Source organism: Geodermatophilus sp. SYSU D00705, from assembly GCF_054050135.1.
The window spans coordinates 80,816-104,335 of sequence record NZ_JBJGYT010000002.1; the positions used below are offsets into that span (position 1 = coordinate 80,816).

At 74.8% G+C, this 23,520-nt stretch carries 20 protein-coding genes and 1 tRNA gene; 13 read left to right on the plus strand and 8 right to left on the minus strand.

The genetic code is table 11. The annotated features are described in order from the left end of the window. Positions 1-33 precede the first annotated feature (33 nt). Positions 34-1,056 carry an LLM class flavin-dependent oxidoreductase gene (locus ACI78Q_RS01850; RefSeq protein ID WP_456921610.1) on the plus strand — a complete coding sequence of 341 codons (1,023 nt, stop codon included), beginning with the start codon at positions 34-36 and terminating at the stop codon, positions 1,054-1,056. Positions 1,057-1,071: 15 nt separating this feature from the next. Here ACI78Q_RS01850 and ACI78Q_RS01855 read toward each other — a convergent pair whose 3' ends face one another. The 4 genes from ACI78Q_RS01855 to ACI78Q_RS01870 all read right to left on the minus strand — a co-directional run bounded on the left by ACI78Q_RS01855 (position 1,072) and on the right by ACI78Q_RS01870 (position 5,903). Further along, positions 1,072-2,592 (minus strand): carboxyl transferase domain-containing protein, encoded by a 1,521-nt coding sequence (locus ACI78Q_RS01855; RefSeq protein WP_456921611.1) that lies wholly within the window; start codon positions 2,590-2,592, stop codon positions 1,072-1,074. Beyond that, on the minus strand, positions 2,589-3,767 hold the full coding sequence (locus tag ACI78Q_RS01860; protein WP_456921612.1) for a CaiB/BaiF CoA transferase family protein: 1,179 nt from the start codon (positions 3,765-3,767) through the stop codon (positions 2,589-2,591). Before ACI78Q_RS01860 ends, ACI78Q_RS01855 begins: the two co-directional genes overlap by 4 nt. 96 nt (positions 3,768-3,863) lie before the next feature. Next, the gene (locus tag ACI78Q_RS01865; protein ID WP_456921613.1) at positions 3,864-5,267 is read right to left on the minus strand and encodes an SLC13 family permease; all 1,404 of its coding nucleotides are present in this window, start codon (positions 5,265-5,267) and stop codon (positions 3,864-3,866) included. A 42-nt stretch (positions 5,268-5,309) separates the two neighbouring features. Further along, a complete protein-coding gene (locus tag ACI78Q_RS01870; RefSeq protein WP_456921614.1) occupies positions 5,310-5,903 on the minus strand; it encodes a 5-formyltetrahydrofolate cyclo-ligase in 594 nt (197 codons plus the stop codon). An 80-nt stretch (positions 5,904-5,983) separates the two neighbouring features. Here ACI78Q_RS01870 and galU point away from each other — a divergent pair, with 80 nt between their 5' ends. The 6 genes from galU (at position 5,984) to ACI78Q_RS01900 (ending at position 11,913) form a co-directional block, all read left to right on the plus strand. After that, positions 5,984-6,898: a UTP--glucose-1-phosphate uridylyltransferase GalU gene (gene galU, locus ACI78Q_RS01875; RefSeq protein WP_456921615.1), complete on the plus strand. Its 915-nt coding sequence runs from the start codon at positions 5,984-5,986 to the stop codon at positions 6,896-6,898. Between the two features lie 41 nt (positions 6,899-6,939). Then, the gene (gene glp / locus ACI78Q_RS01880) at positions 6,940-8,328 is read left to right on the plus strand and encodes a molybdotransferase-like divisome protein Glp (RefSeq protein ID WP_456921616.1); all 1,389 of its coding nucleotides are present in this window, start codon (positions 6,940-6,942) and stop codon (positions 8,326-8,328) included. Positions 8,329-8,337: 9 nt separating this feature from the next. Next, entirely contained in the window at positions 8,338-8,958 is a 621-nt protein-coding gene (locus ACI78Q_RS01885) for a GNAT family N-acetyltransferase (protein ID WP_456921617.1), read from the plus strand. A 184-nt stretch (positions 8,959-9,142) separates the two neighbouring features. Continuing rightward, positions 9,143-9,844, plus strand: coding sequence for a divisome protein SepX/GlpR (sepX, locus tag ACI78Q_RS01890; protein WP_456921618.1), 702 nt, complete (start codon positions 9,143-9,145; stop codon positions 9,842-9,844). Positions 9,845-9,912: 68 nt separating this feature from the next. Then, positions 9,913-9,986, plus strand: a tRNA-Ala gene (locus ACI78Q_RS01895). 160 nt (positions 9,987-10,146) lie between these two features. Further along, positions 10,147-11,913, plus strand: coding sequence for a PQQ-dependent sugar dehydrogenase (locus tag ACI78Q_RS01900; protein WP_456921619.1), 1,767 nt, complete (start codon positions 10,147-10,149; stop codon positions 11,911-11,913). A 16-nt stretch (positions 11,914-11,929) separates the two neighbouring features. On the opposite strand, the gene ACI78Q_RS01905 is transcribed toward ACI78Q_RS01900, so the two are convergent. From ACI78Q_RS01905 to ACI78Q_RS01915, 3 genes are all read right to left on the minus strand, one after another. Beyond that, a complete protein-coding gene (locus ACI78Q_RS01905) occupies positions 11,930-12,610 on the minus strand; it encodes a hypothetical protein (RefSeq protein WP_456921620.1) in 681 nt (226 codons plus the stop codon). Positions 12,611-12,775: 165 nt separating this feature from the next. Continuing rightward, positions 12,776-13,570 carry an enoyl-CoA hydratase/isomerase family protein gene (locus ACI78Q_RS01910; RefSeq protein WP_456921621.1) on the minus strand — a complete coding sequence of 265 codons (795 nt, stop codon included), beginning with the start codon at positions 13,568-13,570 and terminating at the stop codon, positions 12,776-12,778. Positions 13,571-13,680: 110 nt separating this feature from the next. Next, complete coding sequence (locus ACI78Q_RS01915) at positions 13,681-15,204, minus strand: dolichyl-phosphate-mannose--protein mannosyltransferase (RefSeq protein WP_456921622.1); 1,524 nt, start codon at positions 15,202-15,204, stop codon at positions 13,681-13,683. 103 nt (positions 15,205-15,307) lie between these two features. Between ACI78Q_RS01915 and rsmI the strand changes: the two genes are divergently transcribed. Then, on the plus strand, positions 15,308-16,147 hold the full coding sequence (rsmI, locus tag ACI78Q_RS01920; protein ID WP_456921623.1) for a 16S rRNA (cytidine(1402)-2'-O)-methyltransferase: 840 nt from the start codon (positions 15,308-15,310) through the stop codon (positions 16,145-16,147). 216 nt (positions 16,148-16,363) lie between these two features. Continuing rightward, entirely contained in the window at positions 16,364-17,236 is an 873-nt protein-coding gene (locus ACI78Q_RS01925; protein ID WP_456921624.1) for an endonuclease domain-containing protein, read from the plus strand. Between the two features lie 93 nt (positions 17,237-17,329). Here the strand turns inward: ACI78Q_RS01925 and corA are convergent, their stop codons facing one another. Next, a complete protein-coding gene (corA, locus tag ACI78Q_RS01930) occupies positions 17,330-18,433 on the minus strand; it encodes a magnesium/cobalt transporter CorA (RefSeq protein ID WP_456921625.1) in 1,104 nt (367 codons plus the stop codon). 122 nt (positions 18,434-18,555) lie between these two features. Between corA and ACI78Q_RS01935 the strand changes: the two genes are divergently transcribed. From ACI78Q_RS01935 to ACI78Q_RS01950, 4 genes are all read left to right on the plus strand, one after another. Continuing rightward, complete coding sequence (locus tag ACI78Q_RS01935; protein ID WP_456921626.1) at positions 18,556-20,058, plus strand: amino acid permease; 1,503 nt, start codon at positions 18,556-18,558, stop codon at positions 20,056-20,058. Between the two features lie 102 nt (positions 20,059-20,160). Continuing rightward, positions 20,161-20,781 (plus strand): hypothetical protein, encoded by a 621-nt coding sequence (locus ACI78Q_RS01940; protein ID WP_456921627.1) that lies wholly within the window; start codon positions 20,161-20,163, stop codon positions 20,779-20,781. 34 nt (positions 20,782-20,815) lie between these two features. After that, positions 20,816-22,612 carry a methionine--tRNA ligase gene (gene metG, locus ACI78Q_RS01945; protein ID WP_456921628.1) on the plus strand — a complete coding sequence of 599 codons (1,797 nt, stop codon included), beginning with the start codon at positions 20,816-20,818 and terminating at the stop codon, positions 22,610-22,612. Next, positions 22,609-23,496 (plus strand): TatD family hydrolase, encoded by an 888-nt coding sequence (locus ACI78Q_RS01950; RefSeq protein WP_456921629.1) that lies wholly within the window; start codon positions 22,609-22,611, stop codon positions 23,494-23,496. Before metG ends, ACI78Q_RS01950 begins: the two co-directional genes overlap by 4 nt. The last annotated feature ends 24 nt before the right edge of the window (positions 23,497-23,520 follow it).

Sequence of the window (23,520 nt, forward strand, 5' to 3'; positions counted from 1 at the left end):
AGGCCGGGCGCCCGGCGCGCGTTGCCGCCGGTGATGTCCGAGCCGCTGCCGCTGTCCGTCCTCGAGCTGGCCACCGTCGGCTCGGGGCAGTCCACCGCCGAGGCCCTCGCGGCCACCACCCGCGTCGCGCAGTCCGCCGACCGGCTGGGGTTCTCACGCCTCTGGGTGGCCGAGCACCACAACATGCCGGCGGTGGCGAGCACCAGCCCGCCGGTGCTGATCGCCCACCTGGCCGCGGTCACCGAGCGGATCCGGGTCGGCTCGGGCGGCGTCATGCTGCCCAACCACGCGCCGCTGGTCGTCGCCGAGCAGTTCGCCGTCCTGGAGGCCCTGCACCCGGGCCGGATCGACCTGGGCATCGGCCGCGCCCCCGGCACCGACCAGCAGACCGCGGCGGCGCTGCGGCGCGACCCCGCGGCGCTGTCGGCCGACGACTTCCCCCAGCACCTCATCGACCTGCTCGGCCTGTTCGGCGACCCGCGGGTCGAGGGCGGCCTCGCCGAGCGCTTCCGGGCCACCCCGGCGGCGGAGTCCGCGCCCGCGGTCGTGCTGCTGGGGTCCAGCAGCTTCTCCGCGCAGCTGGCCGGCCACCTCGGGGTGCCGTTCGCCTTCGCCCACCACTTCGGCGGCCCGAACGTGCTGACCGCCGTCGGCCTCTACCGCGAGACCTTCCGCTCCTCCCCGGTGCTGGAGGAGCCGTTCACCATCGTCACCGCGAACGTGCTGGCGGCCGAGACCGAGGAGGAGGCCCGCCGGCTCGCGCTGCCCGGTCAGCTCATGCGGCTGTCCCTGCGGATGAACCGGCCCCGGGCGCTGCCCAGCGTCGAGGAGGCCCAGGTCGATCCGGAGCGGGCCGCCGCCGAGGCGATGCCGAGCAACGCGGTCATCGGGGACGTCGCCGGCGCCGTGGCACAGCTGCGCCGGCTGGCCGCCGACACCGGCGCCGACGAGCTGATGCTGTCGGCGTCCACGCACGGGGTCGCGGAGCGGCTGCGCAGCCTGGAGCTCGTCGCCGCCGCGTGGGGCCTGGCGGGGGCGGAGAGCCCCGCGGCCTGACAGGACGGCGACGCCTCAGCGGCCGAGGTGGCGGTAGCGGTGCAGCCGGCTGCGGAAGCGCTCGCCGTCGTCCCGCCCGAGCAGGTTGGCCAGCTCCTCGCCGAGCACCCGCCCCAGCCGGCGGCAGAACTCCACCGGCTCGTCGGCGGCGTCGGGCCGCTCGGGCACCACGCGGTCGACGATGCCGGCCCGCCACAGGTCGGTGGCGCGCACGCCCTGGGAGGCGGCCATCTCACCGGCGCGGTCGACGGTGCGGTGCACGATCGCCGACGCGCCCTCCGGCGGCAGCGGGCCGAGCCACCCGTTGGCCGCGGCCAGCACCCGGTCGGCCGGCACCAGCGCCAGCGCCCCGCCGCCGGTGCCCTGGCCCAGCAGCACCGCCAGCGTCGGGGCCTTGAGCATCACGAGGTCCTGCAGGCACCGGGCGATCTCGGCGGCCAGCCCGCCCTCCTCGGCCTCCTTCGACAGCGCCGCGCCCGGGGTGTCGATGAGCGTCACCAGGGGCAGCCGCAGCTCGGCGGCCAGCCGCATGCCGCGCCGGGCCTCCCGCAGCGCCGCCGGGCCCAGCGGCGCGGTCAGCGACTGCCCGCGCCGGTCCTGCCCGAGCACCACGCAGGGCGCCCCGCCGAAGCGCGCCAGGGCCAGCAGCAGGCCGGGGTCCTTCTCGCCGGCGCCGGTCCCGGAGAGCCCGACGATGTCGGTCGCCGCCGTCCGCAGCAGCCGGCGGACGCCGGGCCGCTCCTCGCGCCGCGACGCGGTGACGACGTCCCAGGCGCTGCGGTGGTCCTCGGGGTCGTCGGCGTCGGTGCCGTCCTCGGGCCGGGGCCGCTCGGCGTCGCGGACGTCGAGGTGCCAGGTCTGCCGGGCGGCCAGCACCCGCAGCGCCCGGTCGGCGACGTCGGCGATCTCCTCGTGCGGCACGACCGCGTCGATGAGCCCGTGGGCGGCCAGGTTCTCGGCGGTCTGCACGCCCTCGGGGAACGGCTCGCCGTAGAGGGCCTGGTAGACCCGTGCGCCGAGGAAGCCGATCGAGGCCCCGGGCTCGGCGATGGTGACGTGCCCGGTCGAGCCCCACGACGCGAGGACGCCGCCGAAGGTGGGGTGCCGCAGGTAGACCAGGTAGGGCAGCCCGGCCTCCTTGTGCCGGGCGATCGCGGCGGTGATCCCGATCATCTGCAGGAAGGCGACGGTGCCCTCCTGCATCCGGGTGCCGCCGGACACCGGGGCGGCCAGCAGCGGCAGCCCCTCCTCGGTGGCCCGCTCCACGGCCGCGATGAGCCGTTCGGCGGCGGCCACCCCGATGGAGCCGGCGAGGAAGCCGAACTCCCCGGCGATCACCGCCACCCGCCGGCCGCGCAGCAGCCCCTCGCCGGTGATGATCGCCTCGTCCTGGCGGGTCTTCTCCGCCGCGCGGGCCAGCTCGTCGGCGTACTCGGGGGAGACGTCGCCCACCGTGATGGGGGAGTCCCACGTCTTCCACGAACCCGGGTCGAGGACGAGGTCCCGCAGCGATCGGGCGTCCAGCGGCTGGCTCACTGCTGGAGCCAGGCGCGGATCGCCTCGTTGGACGAGCCGAGCACGGGCGGCGCGCTGTGGTCGCGACGGGTGGTCTCGGTCTCGCCGTCCGGGCCGGGGGCGAAGAAGCGCAGCGGCGGGCCGGGCAGCTGGAGCCGGCCCAGGGTCTCGTGCTCGACGTCGACCAGCAGGCCCTGCGAGAGGGTCTGGTCCCAGGTGTAGACCTCGTCGATCGTGCGGACCTTCCCGGCCGGGATGCCGGCGGCGGCGAGCCGGCCCAGCAGCTCCTCGGGGGTGATGTCGGCGAAGGTGCGCTCCAGCAGCTCGATCACCTGCTGCCGGTTGCCCACCCGCTGGCCGTTGCTGGCCATCCCGGGCGCCTCGGGGTCCAGGTCGAACTCGGCGCACAGCTTGCGCCACAGGCCCTCCGAGCCGCAGGACAGCTGCACGCTGCCGCCCTTGCAGTGGAAGAGGCCGTAGGGGGCGATCGACGGGTGGTGGTTGCCCTGCGCGTGACCGACCTTGCCGGCCACCGTCCACGCCGTCCCCTGGAAGGCGTGCACGCCGACGATCGCGGCCAGCAGCGACGTGCGCACCACCTGCCCGCGGCCGGTCCGTTCGCGCTCGAGCAGCGCGGCCAGCACGCCGTAGGCGCCGTACATGCCGGCCAGCAGGTCACCGATCGGGACGCCGACCCGCTGGGGGTCCTCCGGGCCCGAGCCGGTCAGCGACATCAGCCCGCCCTCGCCCTGGGCGATCTGGTCGTAGCCGGCCCGGCCGCCCTCGGGGCCGTCGTGGCCGAACCCGCTGATCGACAGGGTGACCAGCCGCGGGTTGAGCGACTCCAGCACGTCGGTGCCGAAGCCCAGGCGGGCCAGGGTGCCGGGGCGGAAGTTCTCCAGCAGCACGTCGGCCCGGCGGATCAGCTCGGTGAGCAGCGCCTTGTCACCGTCGTCCTTGAGGTCGAGGGTGATCGACTCCTTGTTCTTGTTGGTCGACAGGAAGTAGGTCGACTCCCGCTCGCCCTGGGCCGGGTCGACGAACGGCGGGCCCCAGCCGCGGGTGTCGTCCCCGCTGCCGGGGTTCTCCACCTTGATGACGCGGGCGCCGAGGTCGCCGAGCATCATCCCGGCGTGCGGCCCGGCGAGGGCTCGGGTCAGGTCGACGACGAGGACGCCGTCGAGCGGTCCGGTCACGAGGGCTCCTCGCTGGCGCTCGTCGCACTCGCTCCCAGCGGTGCCGTGTCCTTGCACGACCTCGCGAGCTCGGTCATGGGCAGTTCTCCGTTCCGGTCAGAACCACGACGGGACGACGACGAACACCAGCCAGGCCAGCAGCGGCCCGACGGCGACGACGATCCCGGCGTAGGCGAGGATCTGCTTGTAGAAGCGGTCCTTGTCGACGTCCTGGGCGTTGGCCAGCACCAGCGCGCCGTTCGTGGAGAACGGGCTCACGTCGACGATGGTCGAGGACACCGACAGGGCCACCACGACGCCCACGGCGCCGATGGTCCCGGCCTGCAGGAACGGCACCGCCAGCGCGATGGCGACCCCGATGATCGCGACCGACGACGCGAACGCCGACACCACCGCGCCGATGTAGCAGAGCAGCAGGGCCACCAGCAGTGGCGCGCCCAGGCCGGTGACCGCCTCACCGACGTAGTCGATCGCGCCGGCCTCCTGCAGGACGAACACGTAGGTCAGCACGCCGGCGATGAGCAGCACGGTCGACCAGCTGATCTGGCTCACGGCGTTCTTGTGCCGCGCGGCGGCGAAGAGGGCCAGCAGAGTCGCGACGGTGATGGCGACGAACCCGATGTCGAGGTCGAACACCAGCGCCAGGACGGCGACGGTCGCCAGGCCGATGAGGGTGAGGATCTGGTCGAGCGTGACCTTCGGGGTCTCCTCCGGGGCGCCGCCCGCGCCGCCGCCGGAACCGGTCGTCCGCTCGCCGCCCGAGCCGCCGGAACCGGTCGTCCGCTCGTCGCCGGTGCCGCCGCCGACCGCGGGGCCGGGAGTCGCACCGTGCCCGCGGACGACGGTGGCCTCCGCGGGCTCGGCCTCCGCCGGCACCGTGGCGGCCACCTTCCGGCCGATGAGCTGGCGACCGCCGAGCACGAGGAAGAGGACGACGGCGATGGCGAGGTTGAAGAAGAGGCTGCCGAGGAAGACCGCGATCGGGCTGCTGGGCAGGCCCTCGTCGTCGACGATCGTGTTGACCGTGACGCCGTAGACGCTGATCGGCGAGAACCCGCCGCCCTGGGCCCCGTGGATGACCATCATGCCCATGAGCAGCGGGTTGATCCCGTGGCGGACGGCGAAGGTGAGCGCGATCGGGGCGATGATCGCCACCGCCGCGGGGGAGAGGGCGCCGATCGCGGTCAGCAGCGCGGTGACGAAGAACATGATCCAGGGGATCGCCGCGACGTGGCCGCCCACCAGGCGCACCGCACCTCTGACCAGCAGGTCGACGGTGCCGTTGTTCTGCGCGATCGCGAACAGGTACGTGACACCGATCAGCGTCACCACCAGCTCGGCGGGGAAGCCGGTCAGGATGTCGTCGGTGGTCAACCCGACCGACAGCGTCCCGACGATGAACGCCGCCGTGAAGGCCAGCGCGCCCATGTTGATGGGCAGGAACGTCGCGATCGCGAAGATCACGACGAGCGCGAGGATGGTGACGATCTCGGGTGACACGGGCGCTCCCGTGGCGTCGGTGGCGTGGGCGTGATCATGCTCTCAGGCCCCGAGCGGTACCGCCTCCCAGCCCCCTGACGGCGTCACCACCGCGGTCACCCGGTGGTCGTGCGGCTCGGCGGGCAGGTCGTCGACCAGCTCGTCGTCGAACACCAGCGCCACCAGCCGGGCGCCGGGACGGGCGTGCCGCAGCGCCCGGTCGTAGTAACCACCGCCGCGCCCCAGCCGCACCCCGTCCCGGGACACCGCCACCGCCGGGACGACGACGACCTCCGCGGTGCCGATCGCCGTCGGGCCCAGCCGGGGCCCCACCGGCTCCTGCAGCCCGAAGCGGCCGGGTGCCAGCCGGCCGGTGTCGACGGCCCAGGACAGCTCCCGGCCGGTGGCGGGCACCACGGGCAGCAGCACCCGCGCCCCGAGCCGGGTGTACGCCGCCGGGAGCCGGCCGGCGCCGGGCTCGGTGGGGTCGGGCACGAACGCGGCCAGCGTGTGGACGCCGGCCAGCCCGCGCAGCAGTGCGGTGGTGACCGCGGCCGCGGCGGCGGCGCGCTCGGCGGCCGGGCGGGCGGAGCGGCGGGCGAGCAGCCGCGTGCGGAACGCGGCCTTGCGGGCGGCCACGTCGTCCGCTGGGGTCACCGCCGCAGGCTAGCCACGCGAGCGGTGCGCCGCCCGGCGTCCCCCCGAGCGGCGTCCCGGCCGCTGGCTAGGCTCCCGCCATGCCGACTTCGAGCTCCCACCCGGCGCGCAAGGCCGTCATCCCGGTCGCGGGGATGGGCACCCGGTTCCTGCCGGCCACCAAGGCGGTGCCCAAGGAGCTGCTCCCGGTCGTCGACCGACCGGCGCTGCAGTACATCGTCGAGGAGGCCGCCCGCGCCGGGCTGGCCGAGGTGCTCATGGTCACCGGCCGCAACAAGGCCGCGATCGAGGACTTCTTCGACCGCCACCCCGAGCTCGAGACGGCGCTGGAGAAGAAGGGTGACGCCGGCCGGCTCGCCGCGGTCCAGGAGTCCACCGACGTGGCCCAGGTGCACTTCGTCCGGCAGGGCGAGGCGCGGGGCCTGGGCCACGCGGTGCTGCAGGCGGCCGCGTTCGTCGGTGACGAGCCGTTCGCCGTGTTGCTCGGCGACGACCTGATCGACGCCCGCGACCACCTCCTCGAGCAGATGCTGCAGGTGCAGGCCGAGCACGGCGGCTCCGTGGTCGCGCTGCTCGACGTCGGCCGGGAGAACATCGACAAGTACGGCGCCGTCGCCGTGGAGCCCGGTGGCACCGACGTGGTGACCATCACCGGCCTGGTGGAGAAGCCGCCGGTGGACGAGGCGCCGAGCAGCCTGGCGATCATCGGCCGCTACGTGCTGGCGCCGGAGGTCTTCGGCGTGCTGCGGGAGACCGCCCCGGGCCGCGGCGGGGAGATCCAGCTGACCGACGCGCTGGCCACGCTGGTCGAGCGCGGGGAGCCGGTGCACGGCGTGGTGTTCGACGGCCGCCGCTACGACACCGGCGACCGCCTGGACTACCTCAAGGCGGTCATCCAGCTGGCCGCCGAGCGCGACGACCTCGGCCCGCCGCTGCGGGCCTGGCTGACCGACTTCGTCGCCGACCTGCCCGCCGAGGGCGCGTCGCAGGGCTGAACCGAGCGCTTCAGGGGGGAGCATCGTCCTCCGTGGTGGACATGACCGGGGACGAGACGAGCGGAGCGCCCGCAGGGCAGCGCGACACCACGGCGATGGACCTGCGTCAGGGCACCGTGCTGCGCGAGGCACCGGCGGTGGTCCACGAGACCACGGCGATCGACCGTGGGCAGGTGCCACCGCCACCCGCGGCCGCCGAGCCGCCCGCGCCGCGCACGGTCGAGCAGCACCTCGACGAGATCCTCTCGGCCGTGCCGCAGCCGGACGCGATCGAGCTCGCCGTCCTCGACGCGCAGGGCCTGCTCTGCGCGGAGGAGGTCGTCAGCCAGCGCGCCCTGCCCGCCTTCGACCAGGCCGCGCTCGACGGCTACGCCGCCCGCGCTCTGGACGTGGAGGGCGCCTCCTTCGAGGAGCCGGCCCGCCTCGCGGTGGTGGGCGAGACCGTCGCGGGCCCGAGCGGCCCGTCGTCCATCGGCCCGGGCATGGCGCAGAAGGTCAGCGCGGGCGCGATGCTGCCCGCCGGTGCCGACGTCGTCGTCCCGGCGGTGTGGACCGACCGGGGCGTGGTCACCGTCGCCGTCCACGCGCCGGTCGAGCCCGGCGGCTACGTGCGTCGCGCGGGGGACGACGTCGCGCCGGGCACCGCCGCGGTGCAGGTGGGGACGCCGATCGGGCCGGCCCAGATCAGCCTGCTGGCCGCGGTGGGGCGCGACCGCGTGCAGGTGCGCCCGCGGCCCCGGGTCGCCGTCCTGTCCGCCGGGAGCGAGCTGGTCGACATCAGCACGCCGCCGGGCCCTGGGCAGGTCGTCGACGTCAACAGCTACGCGCTGGCCGCCGCGGCCCGTGACGCGGGCGCGGAGGCCTACCGGTCGGGGATCGTCCCCTCCGACCGGCGCCGCATGTCCGAGGTGCTGGAGAGCCAGCTGCTGCGCAGCGACCTGGTGCTCGTGTCGGGCACCTTCGCCACCGAGGGCGACGCGGTGCAGGAGGTCATGGCCGAGCTCGGCCGGATGCACTTCTCGCCCGTGACGATGCACCCGGGCCCGGTGCAGGCGTTCGGCCGGCTGGGCCGCGACTCGGTGCCGGTCATCTGCGTGCCGGGTGAGCCGGTCGCCGCGCTGGTGGCCTTCGAGGTGTTCGTGCGCCCCGCGATCCGGCTGATGCTCGGCAAGCGCCAGCTGTTCCGCCGCACCGTGCAGGCGATCGCCGCCGAGCAGCTCCTCTCGCCGCTCGGGTACCGCCAGTACCTGCACGGCCAGGTGATGCGCCACCCCGACGGCGGCTACGTGGTCGAGCCGCTCGGCGGCGGCGACGAGGCGATGCTCGCCCGCATGGCGCGGGCCAACTGCCTCATCGTGATCGACGAGGACGTCACCGAGGTGGCCGCCGGCGGGCTGGTCACCGTCATGCCCCTGCTGCTCGGCGGCTGACGGGACCCCGTGGCCGACCCCGCCCTGCACCCCGGCTGGCCCGCGCGGCTGGCGTGGGGTCCGGTGGAGCTGCTCCCACCGCGCCGCGGCGACGCCGACGAGTGGAGCCGGGTCCGGCTGGCCAACGAGTCCTGGCTGGCCCCGTGGGAACCCAGCGCCCCGTCGTCGTGGGCGGCCCGGCACTCGCCGCAGTCGTTCCGGGTGATGCGCCGCGCCGTGCTGCGCCGGGCCGCCGCGGGGACGACGCTGCCGTTCGTCGTCCACGTGGACGGGCGGCTGGCCGGACAGGTCACCATCGACAACGTCGTCCGCGGGGCGTTGCGCTCGGGGAGCCTGGGCTACTGGATCGACCGCGCCGTGGCCGGGCGGGGCGTCGCGTCACTGGCAGTGGCCCTGGCGTGCGACCACGCGTTCGGGCCGGCGCAGCTGCACCGGTTGCAGGCCGACATCCGGCCGGAGAACGGCCCGAGCCGGCGACTGGTGGAACGCCTCGGGTTCCGTCACGAGGGATTGCTGCGCCGCTACCTCGACATCGACGGCGACTGGCGGGACCACCGGTGCTACGCGCTGCTCGCGGAGGACGCCCCGGAGGGGGTCCTCGTGCGATGGCGTGCGGGTGTACCCCGCTGAGGCTCATACCATGCACGGGTCGCGTGGATGGGTGACTCTTTGTCGACACGCCGTCCCGACGGCACTCCAGTCACACAACACCTCAGTGACACGCCCGCGCGCCTCCCTCGAACGGGGTGGTCCAGGCCTTAACTTCGCCGGGCGAGTGACTCATGTGACGGGTGGTGTTCTGATGGGATCCGGCGTGCTTCTGGCCGCTCTGGTCGTGCTGTGGTTCGTCGTGCTGGTGCCGATGGTGGTGACCCGCGGTGACTCGCAGACCGTCCCCGCCGACGCGGGGCGGACGCTGCAGCGGCGGCGCGCGGTGGACCCCGTGCTCCACGCCGAGACCGAGCGGGTCTCCGTCGACCGGGCGGCGCTGCTGACCTCCGGCGAGCTCCGGGTCGACGTGCACGCCGTCCGGCGCCGCACCCTGGCCGGCCTGGTCGCCCTGACGCTGCTGGCGCTGGCCGGCGCGATCCTCTACAGCCCGTGGCTGTGGATCGCCCAGGGCCTGCTCGACGTGGCCGTCGTCGGCTACCTGATGGTGCTGCGCGCCGCCGCCCGTCGCGAGCGGCTGGCCGCCCGCCGCGCCGCGCGCGCCGCCGCCCGTGCCGCGCGCCGGCCGGCCGAGCGCCCCGCGGCGCGCCCGGTGCCGGCACCCCGTCCGGCGGTGGAGGAGGTCGAGGAGGCGCCCGTCGCCGAGGAGGTGCACCACACCGTCGGCCTGCCGCACCCGAGCCTGCCGCTCGCCCCGGTGCACCCGCTGCGCCCGGGCCGGGTGGTGGCGGCCCGCGCCGCGGCGCCCGCGGGCTGGCAGAACAGCGCGGTCGTGGGCCTCGACGACGACGACATCGGCTTCGCCGACATCGACGTCTACCAGCCCCGGAAGGTCGCCAACGGCTAGGGCGACGCTCCGGCGCCGCCCCCCGTGGCGGCGCCGGAGCACGCGGGCGGTAAGCTCTCCGTTCGTCAGGGGCTGTGGCGCAGACCGGTAGCGCACCTCGTTCGCATCGAGGGGGTCAGGGGTTCAAATCCCCTCAGCTCCACCCGACAGTCCAGCAGCCCCGCCCGGGTCCCCCCGGAGCGGGGCTGCTGCGTCTCTGCCGACCGCTGCGCGCCCGGGTGACCACGCACGGTGCCGCACCGCACGGGTCCCCGGGGTCCGCGTTTGTGGCGCGCCGACGCGTTGGGGGAGCGTCGCTGCCCATGAGCCGGCATCAGGCCCGTGCCACCGTCACGCACCTCGGCGTCGCGACGGCGGTCGTCCTCGGCACGTCCGTGGTGACCGCCGCCCCGGCCGCGGCCGTCCCGGTGCTGGCGCCGGGGTTCGTCGTCCAGGAGCTGCCGAGCGGGCAGGACGAACTGCTCACCGACTTCGCGTTCCTGCCCGACGGCAGCTACGTGACCACCGGCAAGAACGGCCGGGTGGCCTGGGTGTCGGCGGCGGGGGAGGCCCGCACCCTCGCCGAGCTGCCGGTCGTCACCCGCAACGACCTGGGCCTGGTGGCCGTCGCGCCCGCCCCCGACGGCGCCACGCTCTACACCGGCCGCGCGCTCGACGTGGACGGGCAGTGGATGCTGCGGCTGAGCGCCTGGACCCTCGTCGGCGGCCCGCAGCCGACCGGACTGGCCGACGAGCGGATCGTGCTCGAGCTGCCGGCGACGTCCGACGCGCACGGCCTCACGGGCCTGCTCGCCGCCCCCGACGGCACCCTGTGGGTGACCATCGGGGACAGCGCGGGCTACGTGGACGCCGACCCGCTGGCCCTGCGCGCCCTCGACCCCACCACCGGCTACGGCAAGCTCCTGCACGTCCTGCCCGACGGCAGTGGGGTGCCCGACAACCCGTTCTTCGACCCCGCCGACCCGTTCGCCTGGCAGAGCCGGGTCTACGCCGGCGGCTTCCGCAGCCCGTTCCGGCTGAGCCTCGACCCGGTCACCGGTGCGCCGGTCGTGGGCGACGTCGGCTGGACGGCGTGGGAGGAGGTCGACGTCGTCCGCCCGGGTGCCGGCTACGGCTGGCCCTGCTGGGAGGGGGAAGGTCCCACCCCCGGCTACGCCGAGCTGCCCGGGTGCCAGGGCGTGCCCAACACCGCCCCCCTGTGGACCTATCCGCACGGGCCGGCGGGCACCGCGGTCACCGGCGGCTTGGTCTACACCGGCACGGCCTACCCGCCGGAGTACCAGGGGGCGTACTTCTTCGGCGACTACTCGGCCCAGCGGGTCTACACCCTGCGCTCCGACGCGGCGGGCCAGCTCGTGCGCCCGCCCGAGGCCGACGGCTTCGCCGCGGAGCTCGGGGCGCCGGTCGCCTTCCGGCCGCACCCGGAGAACGGCGACGTCGTGTGGGCCGACATCCGGGGCAGCGTGCTGGACCGGCTCGTGTACGCGCCCGGCAACCGCCCCCCGACCGCGCAGGCCGCGGCCACGGTGGACGCCCCGACGCGCACCGTGACCTTCGACGGCAGCGGCTCCAGCGACCTCGACGGCGACCCGCTGACCGCGCGCTGGGACCTCGGCGACGGCGCCGTGGCCGACGGCCCGCAGGTCGTGCACTCCTACGCCGGCTCCGGGGTGGAGCCGTTCACCGCGACGCTGACGGTCACCGACCCCGGCGGGGCGCAGGACACCGCCACGATGACCGTCGTCCCGGGGAACAGCCCGCCGGTGCTGACGCTCAGCGCACCGCCGCCCGACCGGCGCTGGGTGCCGGGGGAGCTGGTGCAGGCGTCGGCGACGGCGGTCGACGCCGAGGACGGGCTGCTGACGGTCCGGTGGACCGAGGTGCTCGTGCACTGCAGCGGCGGAGGCTGCCACGAGCACCCGGGTGAGACGGTCGAGGGGCCGGACTACTCCCGGCCGTTCGTCGACCACGGCGAGGGCACCCGCATGGAGGTCACCGTGACCGCGACCGACAGCGCCGGTGTCCCGGCCTGGGAGGTCTTCGTCCTCGAACCGCAGTCGGCGGTCTGATCGGCGCTGCCGGAGGTCAGCCCATCGTCCGTGCCCGCACCCGTGCCGCGGCCGTCGCGCCTGCCCGCGTGGTCGTCGCGGCGAGTCGTCGGGCCACGAGCGACGCCTCGTGGACGCGCCGGGCCGCCCGCTCGGCAGCGGTCGGTGGCCGCGGTGCCCAGGGTCGCCGGGCCCAGAGCCGTCCGGTCCAGGTCACGTGTGCGAGCTGTCGCCGCGCCCGGGACCGCCGGACCACGGCGACGAGCGCCGCCAGGCCCGCGACCGCGCTGACCACCGGTACCGACCGGCGGCGGGCGGCGGGGGCCGCGTCGTCGACGCCGGATGGCGAGGCCGCTGCGGGGGCGCTCGTGTCGTCGGCCGGCAGCAGGCTCTCCGACGTCTGGCGCGAGTAGTCGATCCCGTAGTGCCGGTAGAGCTGTTCCTCCTGGGCCTCGGACAGCCGGCGGGTGTCGCCGACCGACGGCGCCCCGACGACCTGCGCGCGGTTCACGGTCACGCGCACCTGGTCTCCGGTCTCGGCCGCGTCGACGACCGGGACGACCGCGCTGGCCTCGTCGACCTCCACGTACATCCACTCCGGGAGCCCGGTGGCCTCGTCCGCCAGGACGGCGGTGCAGGGGCCGATCGGGGTGCCCTGGCGGTCGACGACCGTCCGCCCGACCCAGTTCCGTGCCGCGTCTCGTGCAGGTAGACCCATCGCTGCTCCCGGTGTCTGGGGCGCTCCCGTGGCCGCGGTGCGACGCCGGGCGCCTGCGGTCGGTGGCGCCCCTTCCCGATCCGGGACGCCGCGATCGGTGGTACCCGGGGCGCCGCCGGGGAACCCGCCGTCGTCGTCCCTGGACGGCGGTCGGCCGACCCGGGCTCAGGCGGTGCCGCGGAAGTCCGGCTGGCGCTTGTCGATGAAGGCACGCACGCCCTCCCGGCCCTCCGGGTCGGCGGCGGACTCGGCGATCAGCCGCGCCTCGTCGTCCAGCTGCTGCTCGAGGGTCCGGACGGCGGCCTGCCGCACCAGCGCGCGGGTGCGCACCATCGCCCGCACCGGGCCGGCCGCCACCGCGTGCGCCAGTGCGATCGCCGACTCGTGCACCTCCTCGTCCTCGACGAGGCGGGCGACCAGGCCGAACATGTGCGCCTCCGCCGCGGTCAGGGCGCCGTTGGTCAGCATGAGCTCCAGCGCCCGCGGGGCGCCCAGCGCGCGGGTCAGCGCCCACGAGCTGCCGCCGTCGGGGGAGTAGCCGATCGCCCCGTAGGCCGGGCGGATCTTGGTGGAGCGGGCACAGACGACGATGTCGCAGGCGCCCATGAGGCCGATCCCGGCGCCGGCCACCGCGCCCTGGACCCCGGCGACGACCGGGACCGGGCAGTAGAGCAGGGCCCGGATGACCTCGTGCCAGTCGTGCGCCAGCTGCCCGACGTAGCCGCCGGGGTCCTCCACCGAGGAGAACGCGCGCACGTCGCCGCCCACGCAGAACCGCTCGCCGTTGCCCAGCAGCAGCACCGTCCGGGCCGACCCGGGCCGCGCCTGCAGCGCGGCCGCGAGCTCCGCGGCCATCGCCGGGTCGATGGCGTTGCCGGTCTCCGAGCGGTCGAGGGTGATGCGCCAGACGTCGCCGTCGGCCTCGGCGAGCACCCGGGGTCGCTCCTGTGCGCTGGTCATCGCCGTCTCCTCCGTGCCGGTGCGTCGTCCTCGACCGTCACCGTACGGAGGATGCGGGGCTCAGGCGCGGGTGCGGACGGCCGCGGCCTGCAGTTCGGCGCCACCCGGTGTCAGAACCATGACGGGAACCACATGCGGTCCAGCCACTCCGCGTGCGTCAGCGGCTGCCCGCTGAGCACCGGGTGGAAGAAGACGAACGTCGCCGCGACGATCCCCACGTAGGTGGCCACCACGCCGAGCCCGAGCTGGCGGCGCCACGGCTCGGCGCCGGGCCGGCCGAGCACGTCCTGCAGCACCAGCACGACCGCGAGCACGAAGAACGGCACCACCGGCGCCATGTAGAAGATGAACATCGTGCGCTCGGGGTTGAGGAACCAGGTGCCCCACCCGGCGGCGATCGCGGTCGCCAGGACCAGCGCGGCGGGGTCCCGGCGGGCGACCAGCCGCCAGGCCAGCCAGACCAGCGCCGGTGCGAAGGCCAACCACAGCGTCGGGGTGCCCAGCATCAGGATGTAGCGGACCACCTGCTCACCCGCGGCGTCGGTGAGCCCCTGCGGGTTCCACAGCAGGATCGGCCGCCCGTCGACCAGCCACGACCACGGCCCGGACTCCCACGGGTGCGGCGTCGACAGGCTGTTGTGGAACCGCAGCCACTCGGCGTGCTGGTGCCACAGCGAGCGCAGCGCGTCGGGCACCCACGGGAACGCCGTCTCCGGGTTCTGCTGCGCCCAGACCTTGCCCTGCGACGTCTCGCCGAGGAACCACCCGGTGAAGCTGGCCAGGTAGGTGAGCACCGGCACCACCGCCAGCGCCCAGAGCGCCCCGGGCAGCCCGCGGCGGGCGGCCACGAGGGTGGGACGGCGGACGCTGGCCTCCCGCCAGGCCGCACGGTCCCAGAACACCGACAGGACGGCGAACAGCGCGAGGAAGTACACCCCGCTCCACTTCACCGCGCACGCGCACCCGAACAGGGCCCCAGCGGCCAGGCGCCAGCCGCGCGGGCCGAGCGCGAACCCCGCCGCCAGCCCGCCGGCCGCCCGGATGCGGGCGCGCACCCGGTCCCGGTCGACGACCAGGCAGGCGACCGCGCCGAGGACGAAGACCTGGAGGAAGACGTCGAGCAGGCCGATGCGCGACAGCGAGAACGCGAAGCCGTCCAGCGCCAGCAGCAGCCCGCCGATCAGGCCGAGCAGCGTGGAGCCGGTGAGCCGCCGTCCCAGCCGAGCGAGGACGACGACCGAGACGGTGCCCGCGACCGCCGACGGCACCCGCCAGCCGAACGAGTCGTAGCCGAACAGGTGGATGCCGCCGGCGATGAGCCACTTGCCCAGCGGCGGGTGGACGATGAACGTGTAGCCGCGGTTGTACTCGTGGCCCCACTCGAGCAGCTCCCGCGCCTCGGGCGGGTAGTAGGCCTCGTCGAAGAGCAGGTCGGACGGGTAGCCCAGGTCCCACAGCCGGCTGACCAGCGTCGCCCCGCCGAGCACCGCGGCCAGCGCCCAGGACAGCCACCGGTCGGGCGGCAGCGGCGGCGTCCGGTCGCGGCGCGGGCGCGGCAGTGGCCAGCGGCGGACGGGCGTCGGCCGGGGCTCGTCGGGCCCCCGGTCCGTGCGCTCGGGAGCCAGCACCGCCATGAGGGCCAGGGTAGTGAAAGGACCCCCCTGCCCCCCGGCACTCGCAGGCTCGCGCCGGGCCCCTGAGGGGGCCGACGGCACCCGCCGTGACAGGCTCGGACGTGTGAGTGGACGTCTGGTGCTCGGCGGCGCCCCCCTGGGACAGCCCGGCGACGTCGGCCCGCGACTGCGGGAGGTCATGGCCACCGCCGACGTCCTCGCCGTCGAGGACACCCGCCGGCTGCACCGGCTGGCCGCCGACCTCGGGGTGACGCTCGCCGGCCGGGTGGTGACGTTCCACGAGTCGGTGGAGCGCGCGCGGCTGCCCGGCCTGCTGACCGCGCTGACCTCCGGCGCGACCGTCCTGCTGCTCACCGACGCCGGGATGCCGTCGGTCTCCGACCCCGGCTACACCCTGGTGCGGGCGGCGATCGACGCCGGCGTCGAGGTCACCTCGGTGCCCGGGCCCTCGGCGGTGACGACGGCGCTGGCGGTCTCGGGCCTGCCGGTCGACCGGTTCTGCTTCGAGGGGTTCCTGCCGCGCAAGGGCGGGGAGCGACGGTCACGGCTGGCCGGGCTGGCCGACGAGCGCCGCACGATGGTGTTCTTCGAGTCCCCGCACCGGCTGGCCGACGCCCTGACCGACGCGGTCGCGGCGTTCGGCGCCGAGCGCGAGGCCGCCGTCTGCCGGGAGCTGACCAAGACCCACGAGGAGGTCCGCCGCGGTCCGCTGGCCGAGCTGGCCGCGTGGGCCGCCGAGGGCGTGAAGGGCGAGATCACCCTCGTGGTGGGCGGGGCGCCGGCCGGGCCGGTGTCGCTCACGCCGGCGGAACTGGCCGCGGAGGTCGCGGCGGAGGAGGCGGCGGGCGCCACCCGCAAGGACGCCATCCGCGCCGTCGTCGTCCGGACCGGGCTGCCCCGCCGCACCGTCTACGACGCCGTGGTCGCCGCGAAGTCCCCCTGACGGCTCGCGCGGGGCGGCCCCACGTTCTGTGCACGAACCGGCCTCTCGTGGGGGTGGGGACGACGATCTGTGCACACCCCGCGGGGTCCAGGTGCTCGCACCGCGACATGTGCACAGACCGTGCGCTCCGGGGCGCCCGGACGGCGATCTGTGCACAGCGCGCGGGCTGGGGACGCTCCCTGACTGCCGGTCGCCCAGCGCTGCGACGGTCGACGCATGCCCGTCGTCCCTCGTGTCCCGCCCCTGCTCGTGGGCAGGCCCTTCCGCGGCAGCGAGGCGGTCGCGCACGGTGTCGTGACGAGCAGCCGGCTGCGCGGTCCGGCGTTCCGCCGTCTCTTCCACGACGTCTACGTCGACGCGACCACGCCGGTCACGCACCGGCTGCGGTCCGTCGCCGCGGCCGGGCTGATCGTGCCCGGTGCCGTGGTGTCCGGGCCCAGTGCCGCAGTGCTGTGGGGCGTCGATCTCGCCGGCCCGGAGGACGACGTCGAGCTCACGGCGCCGCCGGGCTCCTCCGCCCGTCGCGTGGCCGGCCTGCGGGTCCGGCGGGCGCGCCTCGACCCCGAGGACGTGTGCTGCCGCGGGCGCGTCCGCCTGACCGGCCGCGTGCTCACCGCCGTCCGCGTCGCGTCGCTGCTGGCCGACGACGAGGCCGTCGTCGCGCTCGATCGCATGGTCGTCGCGGGGATGGTGGACCTCGCGGCCGTGCGTGACCGGGCGGCGCGCCCCGGGGCGGCCTCCCCGCGGGTCCGGCGGATCTGTGCGCGGGCCGACGGGCTCGCGGGGTCGCCGCAGGAGACCAGGGTGCGGCTGCTCATGGAGCGTGCCGGGCTGCCGGCCCCGGTCGCGCAGTACGTCGTGCGGCACGAAGGGCGCTTCGTCGCCCAGGTCGACTTCGCGTGGCCGGGGCTCCGGGTGGCGGTCGAGTACGACGGGCTCTGGCACGCCGAGGCGGGGCAGTTCGGCAAGGACCGCCGGCGGCTCAACCGGCTGCGCGAGGCCGGCTGGACGGTCGTCTTCGTGACCGCGGCGGACCTGCGCGACCCGCTGCGGCTGGTGGCGATGATCCGGACGGCGCTCGGCCGCTGACCACGGTTCGTGCGCAGATCGTGCTCACCGAGTCGACGAGAGCACGATCTGCGCACGAACCGTGCCCGGGTGGGCGGCCCCGGCACCGCCTCTTCAGAGCCAGCCGTTGCGCTTGAAGCCCCGGTAGAGCAGGACGCAGGCGCTGACGATCACCAGCAGCACCAGCGGGTAGCCGAAGCGCCAGTGCAGCTCGGGCATGAACTCGAAGTTCATCCCGTAGATGCCGGCGATGGCCGTGGGGACGGCGATGATGCCGGCCCACGCGGAGATCTTGCGCATGTCCTCGTTGTCGGCCTGGGAGGTCCGGGCCAGGGAGGCCTGCAGGATCGACGTGAGCAGTTCGTCCAGGGCCGCGATCTGGTCCCGCACGCGGATGGCGTGGTCCTCGACGTCCCGGAAGTAGGAGCGCATGGCCTCCGGGACGGCGTCGATGCGCCGCTCGGCCAGCTTCTGCAGCGGCACCTCCAGCGGGGAGACCGCCCGGCGCAGCGACATGAGCTCCCGCTTGAGCTGGTACAGCCGCCCGATGTCGTCGGTGCGCCGGTCGCTGAACACCGACGCCTCCAGCTCGTCGACGTCCTCCTCCACGGCGCTGGCCACGTCGACGAAGGTGTCGACCACGTGGTCGGCGACCGCGTACAGCACCGCCGCTGGGCCGTGGCAGAGCAGGTCCGGCTGCTCCTCCATGCTCCGGCGCAGGTCGGTCAGCCCGCCGTGCTCCCCGTGCCGCACGGTGATCACGTAGTGGGGACCGAGGAACACCATGACCTCGCCGGTGTCGACGACCTCGCTGGTCGCGGTCAGCCGGTCGTGCTCCACGTAGGTCGCGGTCTTGAGCACCATGAACAGTCCCTCGTCGTACCGCTCGAGCTTGGGCCGCTGGTGGGCGAAGACGGCGTCCTCGACCGCCAGCGGGTGCAACCCGTACCGGTCGGCGATCGACCCCAGCTCCACCTCCGTCGGCGCGTACAGCCCCAGCCAGACGAAGCCGCCGAGCGCGACCGCCTCGTCGAGCGCGTCGTGCGGGTGGACCGGTTCCTGGCGCTGACCGGCGACGTAGATCCCGCAGTCGACCACCGGGCTGACCCCGTCGGGCCGGGACGGCGTGGTGCGCGGCCGGCCCGCCGGGCGGGGACGCGGCGACGGCTCGGCCGGCATGCCCCCGGGGGTGCTGCGCGGGGTCTCGGTGCCGGTCATGCGCACTCCTCAGGCGGTCTGTCCGAGGTGTCAGCGTAGGCATGCGGGCTGATCGCGCCCGTGCGACGCTGCCGGGGGCGAGCAGTGCCGGCGGAGGTGCCGGCCCGCGAGGAGGGGACGCCGTGGCCGTCAACACGCGCCGGGTCAAGTCCGTCGAGGACTCCATCCGCGACACCGACGAGCCCGAACACCGGCTCAAGAAGAACCTGTCGGGCCTGGACCTCACGGTCTTCGGGGTCGGGGTGATCATCGGCACCGGCATCTTCGTGCTCACCGGCATCGTCGCCCGCGACCAGGCCGGCCCCGCGGTCGCGATCTCCTTCGTGATCGCCGGCGTGGTCTGCGGGCTCGCCGCACTCTGCTACGCGGAGTTCGCCTCGACCGTGCCGGTGGCCGGGTCGGCGTACACGTTCTCGTACGCGACCTTCGGCGAGTTCATCGCGTGGATCATCGGCTGGGACCTCGTCCTCGAGCTCGCCCTGGGCGCAGCCACGGTCTCGGTGGGCTGGTCGGGCTACCTCAACCAGCTGCTCGGCGACGTCGGCACACCGCTGCCGTCGTCGATCGCGGGAGAGACGGCGACGGTGAACATCCCGGCGATCGTGATCACGCTGGTGATGACCGGCGTCCTGATCCTGGGGATCAAGCTCTCCTCGCGGGTCACCGCGATCATCGTGGCCATCAAGCTGGCCGTCGTCCTTCTCGTGATCGTCGTCGGGCTCTTCTACGTGACGGCAGACAACTACTCGCCGTTCGTCCCGCCGGCCGAGCCCGCGCCCGCGGGGGAGGGCGGCTGGCTGCACACGCCACTGATCTCGGTGCTCACCGGGTTCAGCCCCGGCCTCTACGGCTGGGGCGGGGTCCTGGCCGGCGCGGCGATCGTGTTCTTCGCCTTCATCGGCTTCGACATCGTGGCGACCGCCGCCGAGGAGACCCGGGACCCCAAGCGGGACATGCCGCGCGGGATCCTCGGCTCGCTGGCCATCTGCACCGCCCTCTACGTGGCGGTCTCCCTGGTGGTCGTGGGCATGCAGAACTACACCGAGCTGAGCGCGACCGCACCCCTGGCGGGCGCGTTCTCGGCCAACGGGATGCCGGTCTTCTCGAGCATCATCTCGCTCGGCGCGTTGGCCGGGCTCACGTCGGTCGTCATGATCCTGATGCTCGGTCAGTCCCGGGTGCTGTTCGCGATGAGTCGTGACCACCTGCTGCCGCCCGGCTTGGCGAAGGTCCACCACCGGTACGGCACCCCGTACCGCATCACGATCGCCACCGGGATCGTGGTCGCGCTGCTCGCCGGGTTCGTCCCGCTCACCGCGCTCGCGGAGCTGGTGAACATCGGCACGCTCTTCGCCTTCTTCCTCGTGTCGATCGGCGTCTGGGTGCTGCGGCGCACCCGTCCGGACCTGCACCGGTCCTTCCGGGTGCCGTGGGTGCCGGTCCTGCCGATCGTCTCGGCGTTGGCCTCGCTGTGGCTCATGACGAACCTGCCCACCGACACCTGGCTGCGCTTCCTCGTCTGGATGCTGCTCGGCATCGGCATGTACTTCGTGTACGGCCGCCGACGCAGCCGGATGGCCACCGGAGAGCGGCTGCCGGCTGCCGAGAACATCGCCCGCCGCTGACTCCCCCGGAGGGGTGAGGCCCCTCCCCACGGGCGTTCAGCGGGCTCCCGCCCGCGCCGACCCGACCGGTGACCGTCGTCCCCGGCCAGGGAGAGCTGCACCGTGCCCGATCCGAGCACCACCCCCACGGCGCCCGTGCCCGGTCGGCCGCGGCCGCCGGTGGCGGTGCTGGCCGCCGCCGGGCTCGCCGGGCTGGAGGCCGTGGCGCTGGTCGCCGGTGCGCTGACCGGCCTCGACGGCCTCCTGCTCGTCGGCTCGCGGCCGTCCGGACCGGTGGTCGCCGCCGTGCTGCTGGGCCTGGCGACGTGGGTCGTGCTGTGCGCCGGCGGCGGGCTGCTGCTCGCCGACGGGTCCGGACGGCGCACGTACACGGGCGTGGCCACCGCCGAGATCGCCCTGGTCGCCGCCCTGCTGGTGCTGGCCCTCGGCACGCCGCTGCTCGACCCGCTGACGGCGTCGCTGCCACTGCTCCCGCTCGCGCTCCTCTTCCTCGGCGTGCCCGTGGGGAAGCTCCTGCTCGCCGGCGCACCGAGCGCCCTGGCGTGGTCGGCGACCGGGCCGCGCGCCGCCGCCTCCCGACCGGAGCCGGGGCCGGCCCGCCCCGTCCTGCGGGCGGCCACGCTGGGCGTCATCGGCCTGGCGCTGGTCGCGGTCGTCCTCGTCACACCGGTGCCGGGGACCCCGGCCGAGACCCCGGCGACGGCGGGCACCAGCCAGCCCTGAACCGGGTGGACGCCGCTTCCGTACTCTCGTCGGCGTGAGTGATCGGCACATCCTGACCGCCGTGGCCTGGCCCTACGCCAACGGTCCGCGGCACATCGGCCACGTCTCCGGCTTCGGCGTCCCCTCGGACGTCTTCAGCCGCTACCACCGCATGGTGGGGGACAGGGTGCTGATGGTCAGCGGCACCGACGAGCACGGGACGCCGATCACCGTCGCCGCCGACGCGGAGGGCATCACGCCGCGGGAGATCGCCGACCGCAACAACCGGATCATCGTCGGCGACCTGCAGTCGCTCGGGCTGAGCTACGACCTGTTCACCCGCACGACCACGGTCAACCACGCGCAGATCAGCCAGGAGATCTTCCTGGGGCTGCTGAAGAACGGCTACGTCTTCCCGCAGACGACGCTCGGCGCGATCAGCCCGTCGACCGGCCGCACCCTGCCCGACCGCTACATCGAGGGCACCTGCCCGATCTGCGGCTACGACGGCGCCCGCGGCGACCAGTGCGACAACTGCGGCAACCAGCTCGACCCGGTCGACCTGATCAACCCGGTCAGCCGGATCAACGGCGAGACCCCGAAGTTCGTCGAGGAGGAGCACTACTTCCTCGACCTGCCGGCGTTCACCCGGGCGCTGGGCGACTGGCTGGCCACCCGCACGAGCTGGCGGCCCAACGTCCTCAACTTCAGCGTCAACCTGCTCGACGACCTCAAGCCGCGCAGCTACACCCGCGACATCGACTGGGGCGTCCCGGTGCCCCTCGACGGCTGGCGCGACCGCCCCGACAAGCGGATCTACGTGTGGTTCGACGCCGTCGTCGGCTACCTGTCGGCGTCCATCGAGTGGGCCCGCCGCTCCGGCGACCCGGACGCCTGGCGGCAGTGGTGGCAGACGCCGGACTCCGACGCCTACTACTTCATGGGCAAGGACAACATCGTCTTCCACTCCGAGATCTGGCCCGCCCAGCTGCTCGGCTACAACGGCGAGGGCGACAAGGGCGGCACCCCGGGCTCGCTGGGCCGGCTCAACCTGCCCACCGAGGTGGTCTCCAGCGAGTTCCTGACGATGGAGGGGCGCAAGTTCTCCTCCTCCCGCCAGGTGGTCATCTACGTGCGGGACTTCCTGGCCCGGTACGACGCCGACGCGCTGCGCTACTTCATCGCCGCCGCCGGGCCGGAGACGCAGGACACCGACTTCACCTGGTCGGAGTTCCGCCGCCGCAACAACGACGAGCTGGTCGCGGGCTGGGGGAACCTGGTCAACCGCTCGGTCTCGATGGCGGCGAAGAACGTCGGCGCCGTCCCCACCCCCGGGGAGCTGACCGAGGCCGACCAGGCGCTGCTGGCGACGACGAAGGCCGCGTTCGGGCCCATCGGCGACCTGCTGGCCCGCAACCGGCAGAAGGCCGCCGCCGCGGAGACGATGCGGGTGGTCGGCGAGGCGAACAAGTACCTGTCCGACCAGGCGCCGTGGAAGCTCAAGGAGGACCCGGCCCGCCGGGACACCGTCCTGCACACCGCGCTGCAGGCGATCAGCGACTGCAACGCCCTGCTCACGCCGTTCCTGCCGCACTCCGCGCAGAAGATCCACGAGCTGCTCGGCGGCACCGGCGTGTGGTCGCCCGCGCCCCGGATCGACGAGGTCACCGACCTCGACGACGGCTCGCCCTACCCGGTCATCACCGGCGACTACGACGCCGCGCAGGCCGTGTGGGCGTCCCGGCCGCTGCAGCCGGGGACGCCGCTGGCGCCGCCCACCCCGGTGTTCAAGAAGCTCGACGAGTCGATCGTCGAGGAGGAGCTGGCGCGGCTGGAGGAAGGGTCGACGTGAGTCGCTCGGCCGCCTCCCGCGCCAACCGGCGGGGGGAGCCGCCGCCGTCCCCGGAGCCGCTCCCGTCGCCGGCGATCGACAGCCACACCCACCTCGACATCGCCCTCGACAGCGACCGGCTGCCGGACGCCGCCGCGGTGGACGCCGAGATCGCCGCCGCCGTGGCCGTCGGCGTCCCGCGGCTGGTACAGGTCGGGGTGGACGTCGGCTCCTCGCGGTGGTCGGCGGAGCTCGCGGCCCGGCACCCCAACGTGCTGGCCGCCGTCGCGCTGCACCCGAACGAGGCGGGCGCCGGCGCGGCCACCGACGACGCCCTGGCCGAGATCGACCGGCTCGCCGCGCTGCCGCGGGTGCGTGCGGTGGGGGAGACCGGGCTGGACCGCTTCCGCACCGGCCCCGAGGGCTGGGCGGCGCAGGAGGCCTCGTTCCGGGCGCACATCCGCATCGCCACGGAGCGCGGCGTCGCCCTGGTCATCCACGACCGCGACGCGCACGAGGAGATCCTCCGGGTGCTCGAGGACGAGGGCGCTCCCGAGCACACCGTCTTCCACTGCTTCTCCGGCGACGCCGCCTTCGCCAAGGCCTGCGTCGAGCGCGGCCACGTGCTCTCCTTCGCCGGCACCCTGACCTTCGGCAACGCCGGCTACCTGCGCGAGGCCGCCGCCCTGACCCCGCTCGACCAGCTGCTCGTCGAGACCGACTCGCCGTTCCTCACCCCGATGCCGCACCGGGGCCGGCCCAACGCCTCCCGGCTCGTGCCGCTCACCGTGCGGGCGCTCGCCGAGGTCACCGGGGTCGAGCTCGACCAGCTCTGCGAGGCCCTGACCAGGAACGCGGAGCGGGTCTTCGGCTCCTGGGACGACGGGATCCCCGCGCAGCCCTGACGCCGGGAGGACGGTCCTCCCGCT

Excerpts from the sequence above, each read along its gene's own strand:
- ACI78Q_RS01850 (WP_456921610.1), top strand. The coding sequence starts at position 34 with ATGTCCGAGCCGCTGCCGCTGTCCGTCCTCGAGCTGGCCACCGTCGGC.
- galU (WP_456921615.1), top strand. The coding sequence starts at position 5,984 with ATGCCGACTTCGAGCTCCCACCCGGCGCGCAAGGCCGTCATCCCGGTC.
- glp (WP_456921616.1), top strand. The coding sequence starts at position 6,940 with ATGACCGGGGACGAGACGAGCGGAGCGCCCGCAGGGCAGCGCGACACC.
- ACI78Q_RS01900 (WP_456921619.1), top strand. The coding sequence starts at position 10,147 with ATGAGCCGGCATCAGGCCCGTGCCACCGTCACGCACCTCGGCGTCGCG.
- ACI78Q_RS01905 (WP_456921620.1), bottom strand. The coding sequence starts at position 12,610 with ATGGGTCTACCTGCACGAGACGCGGCACGGAACTGGGTCGGGCGGACG.
- ACI78Q_RS01910 (WP_456921621.1), bottom strand. The coding sequence starts at position 13,570 with ATGACCAGCGCACAGGAGCGACCCCGGGTGCTCGCCGAGGCCGACGGC.
- ACI78Q_RS01915 (WP_456921622.1), bottom strand. The coding sequence starts at position 15,204 with ATGGCGGTGCTGGCTCCCGAGCGCACGGACCGGGGGCCCGACGAGCCC.
- ACI78Q_RS01925 (WP_456921624.1), top strand. The coding sequence starts at position 16,364 with ATGCCCGTCGTCCCTCGTGTCCCGCCCCTGCTCGTGGGCAGGCCCTTC.
- corA (WP_456921625.1), bottom strand. The coding sequence starts at position 18,433 with ATGACCGGCACCGAGACCCCGCGCAGCACCCCCGGGGGCATGCCGGCC.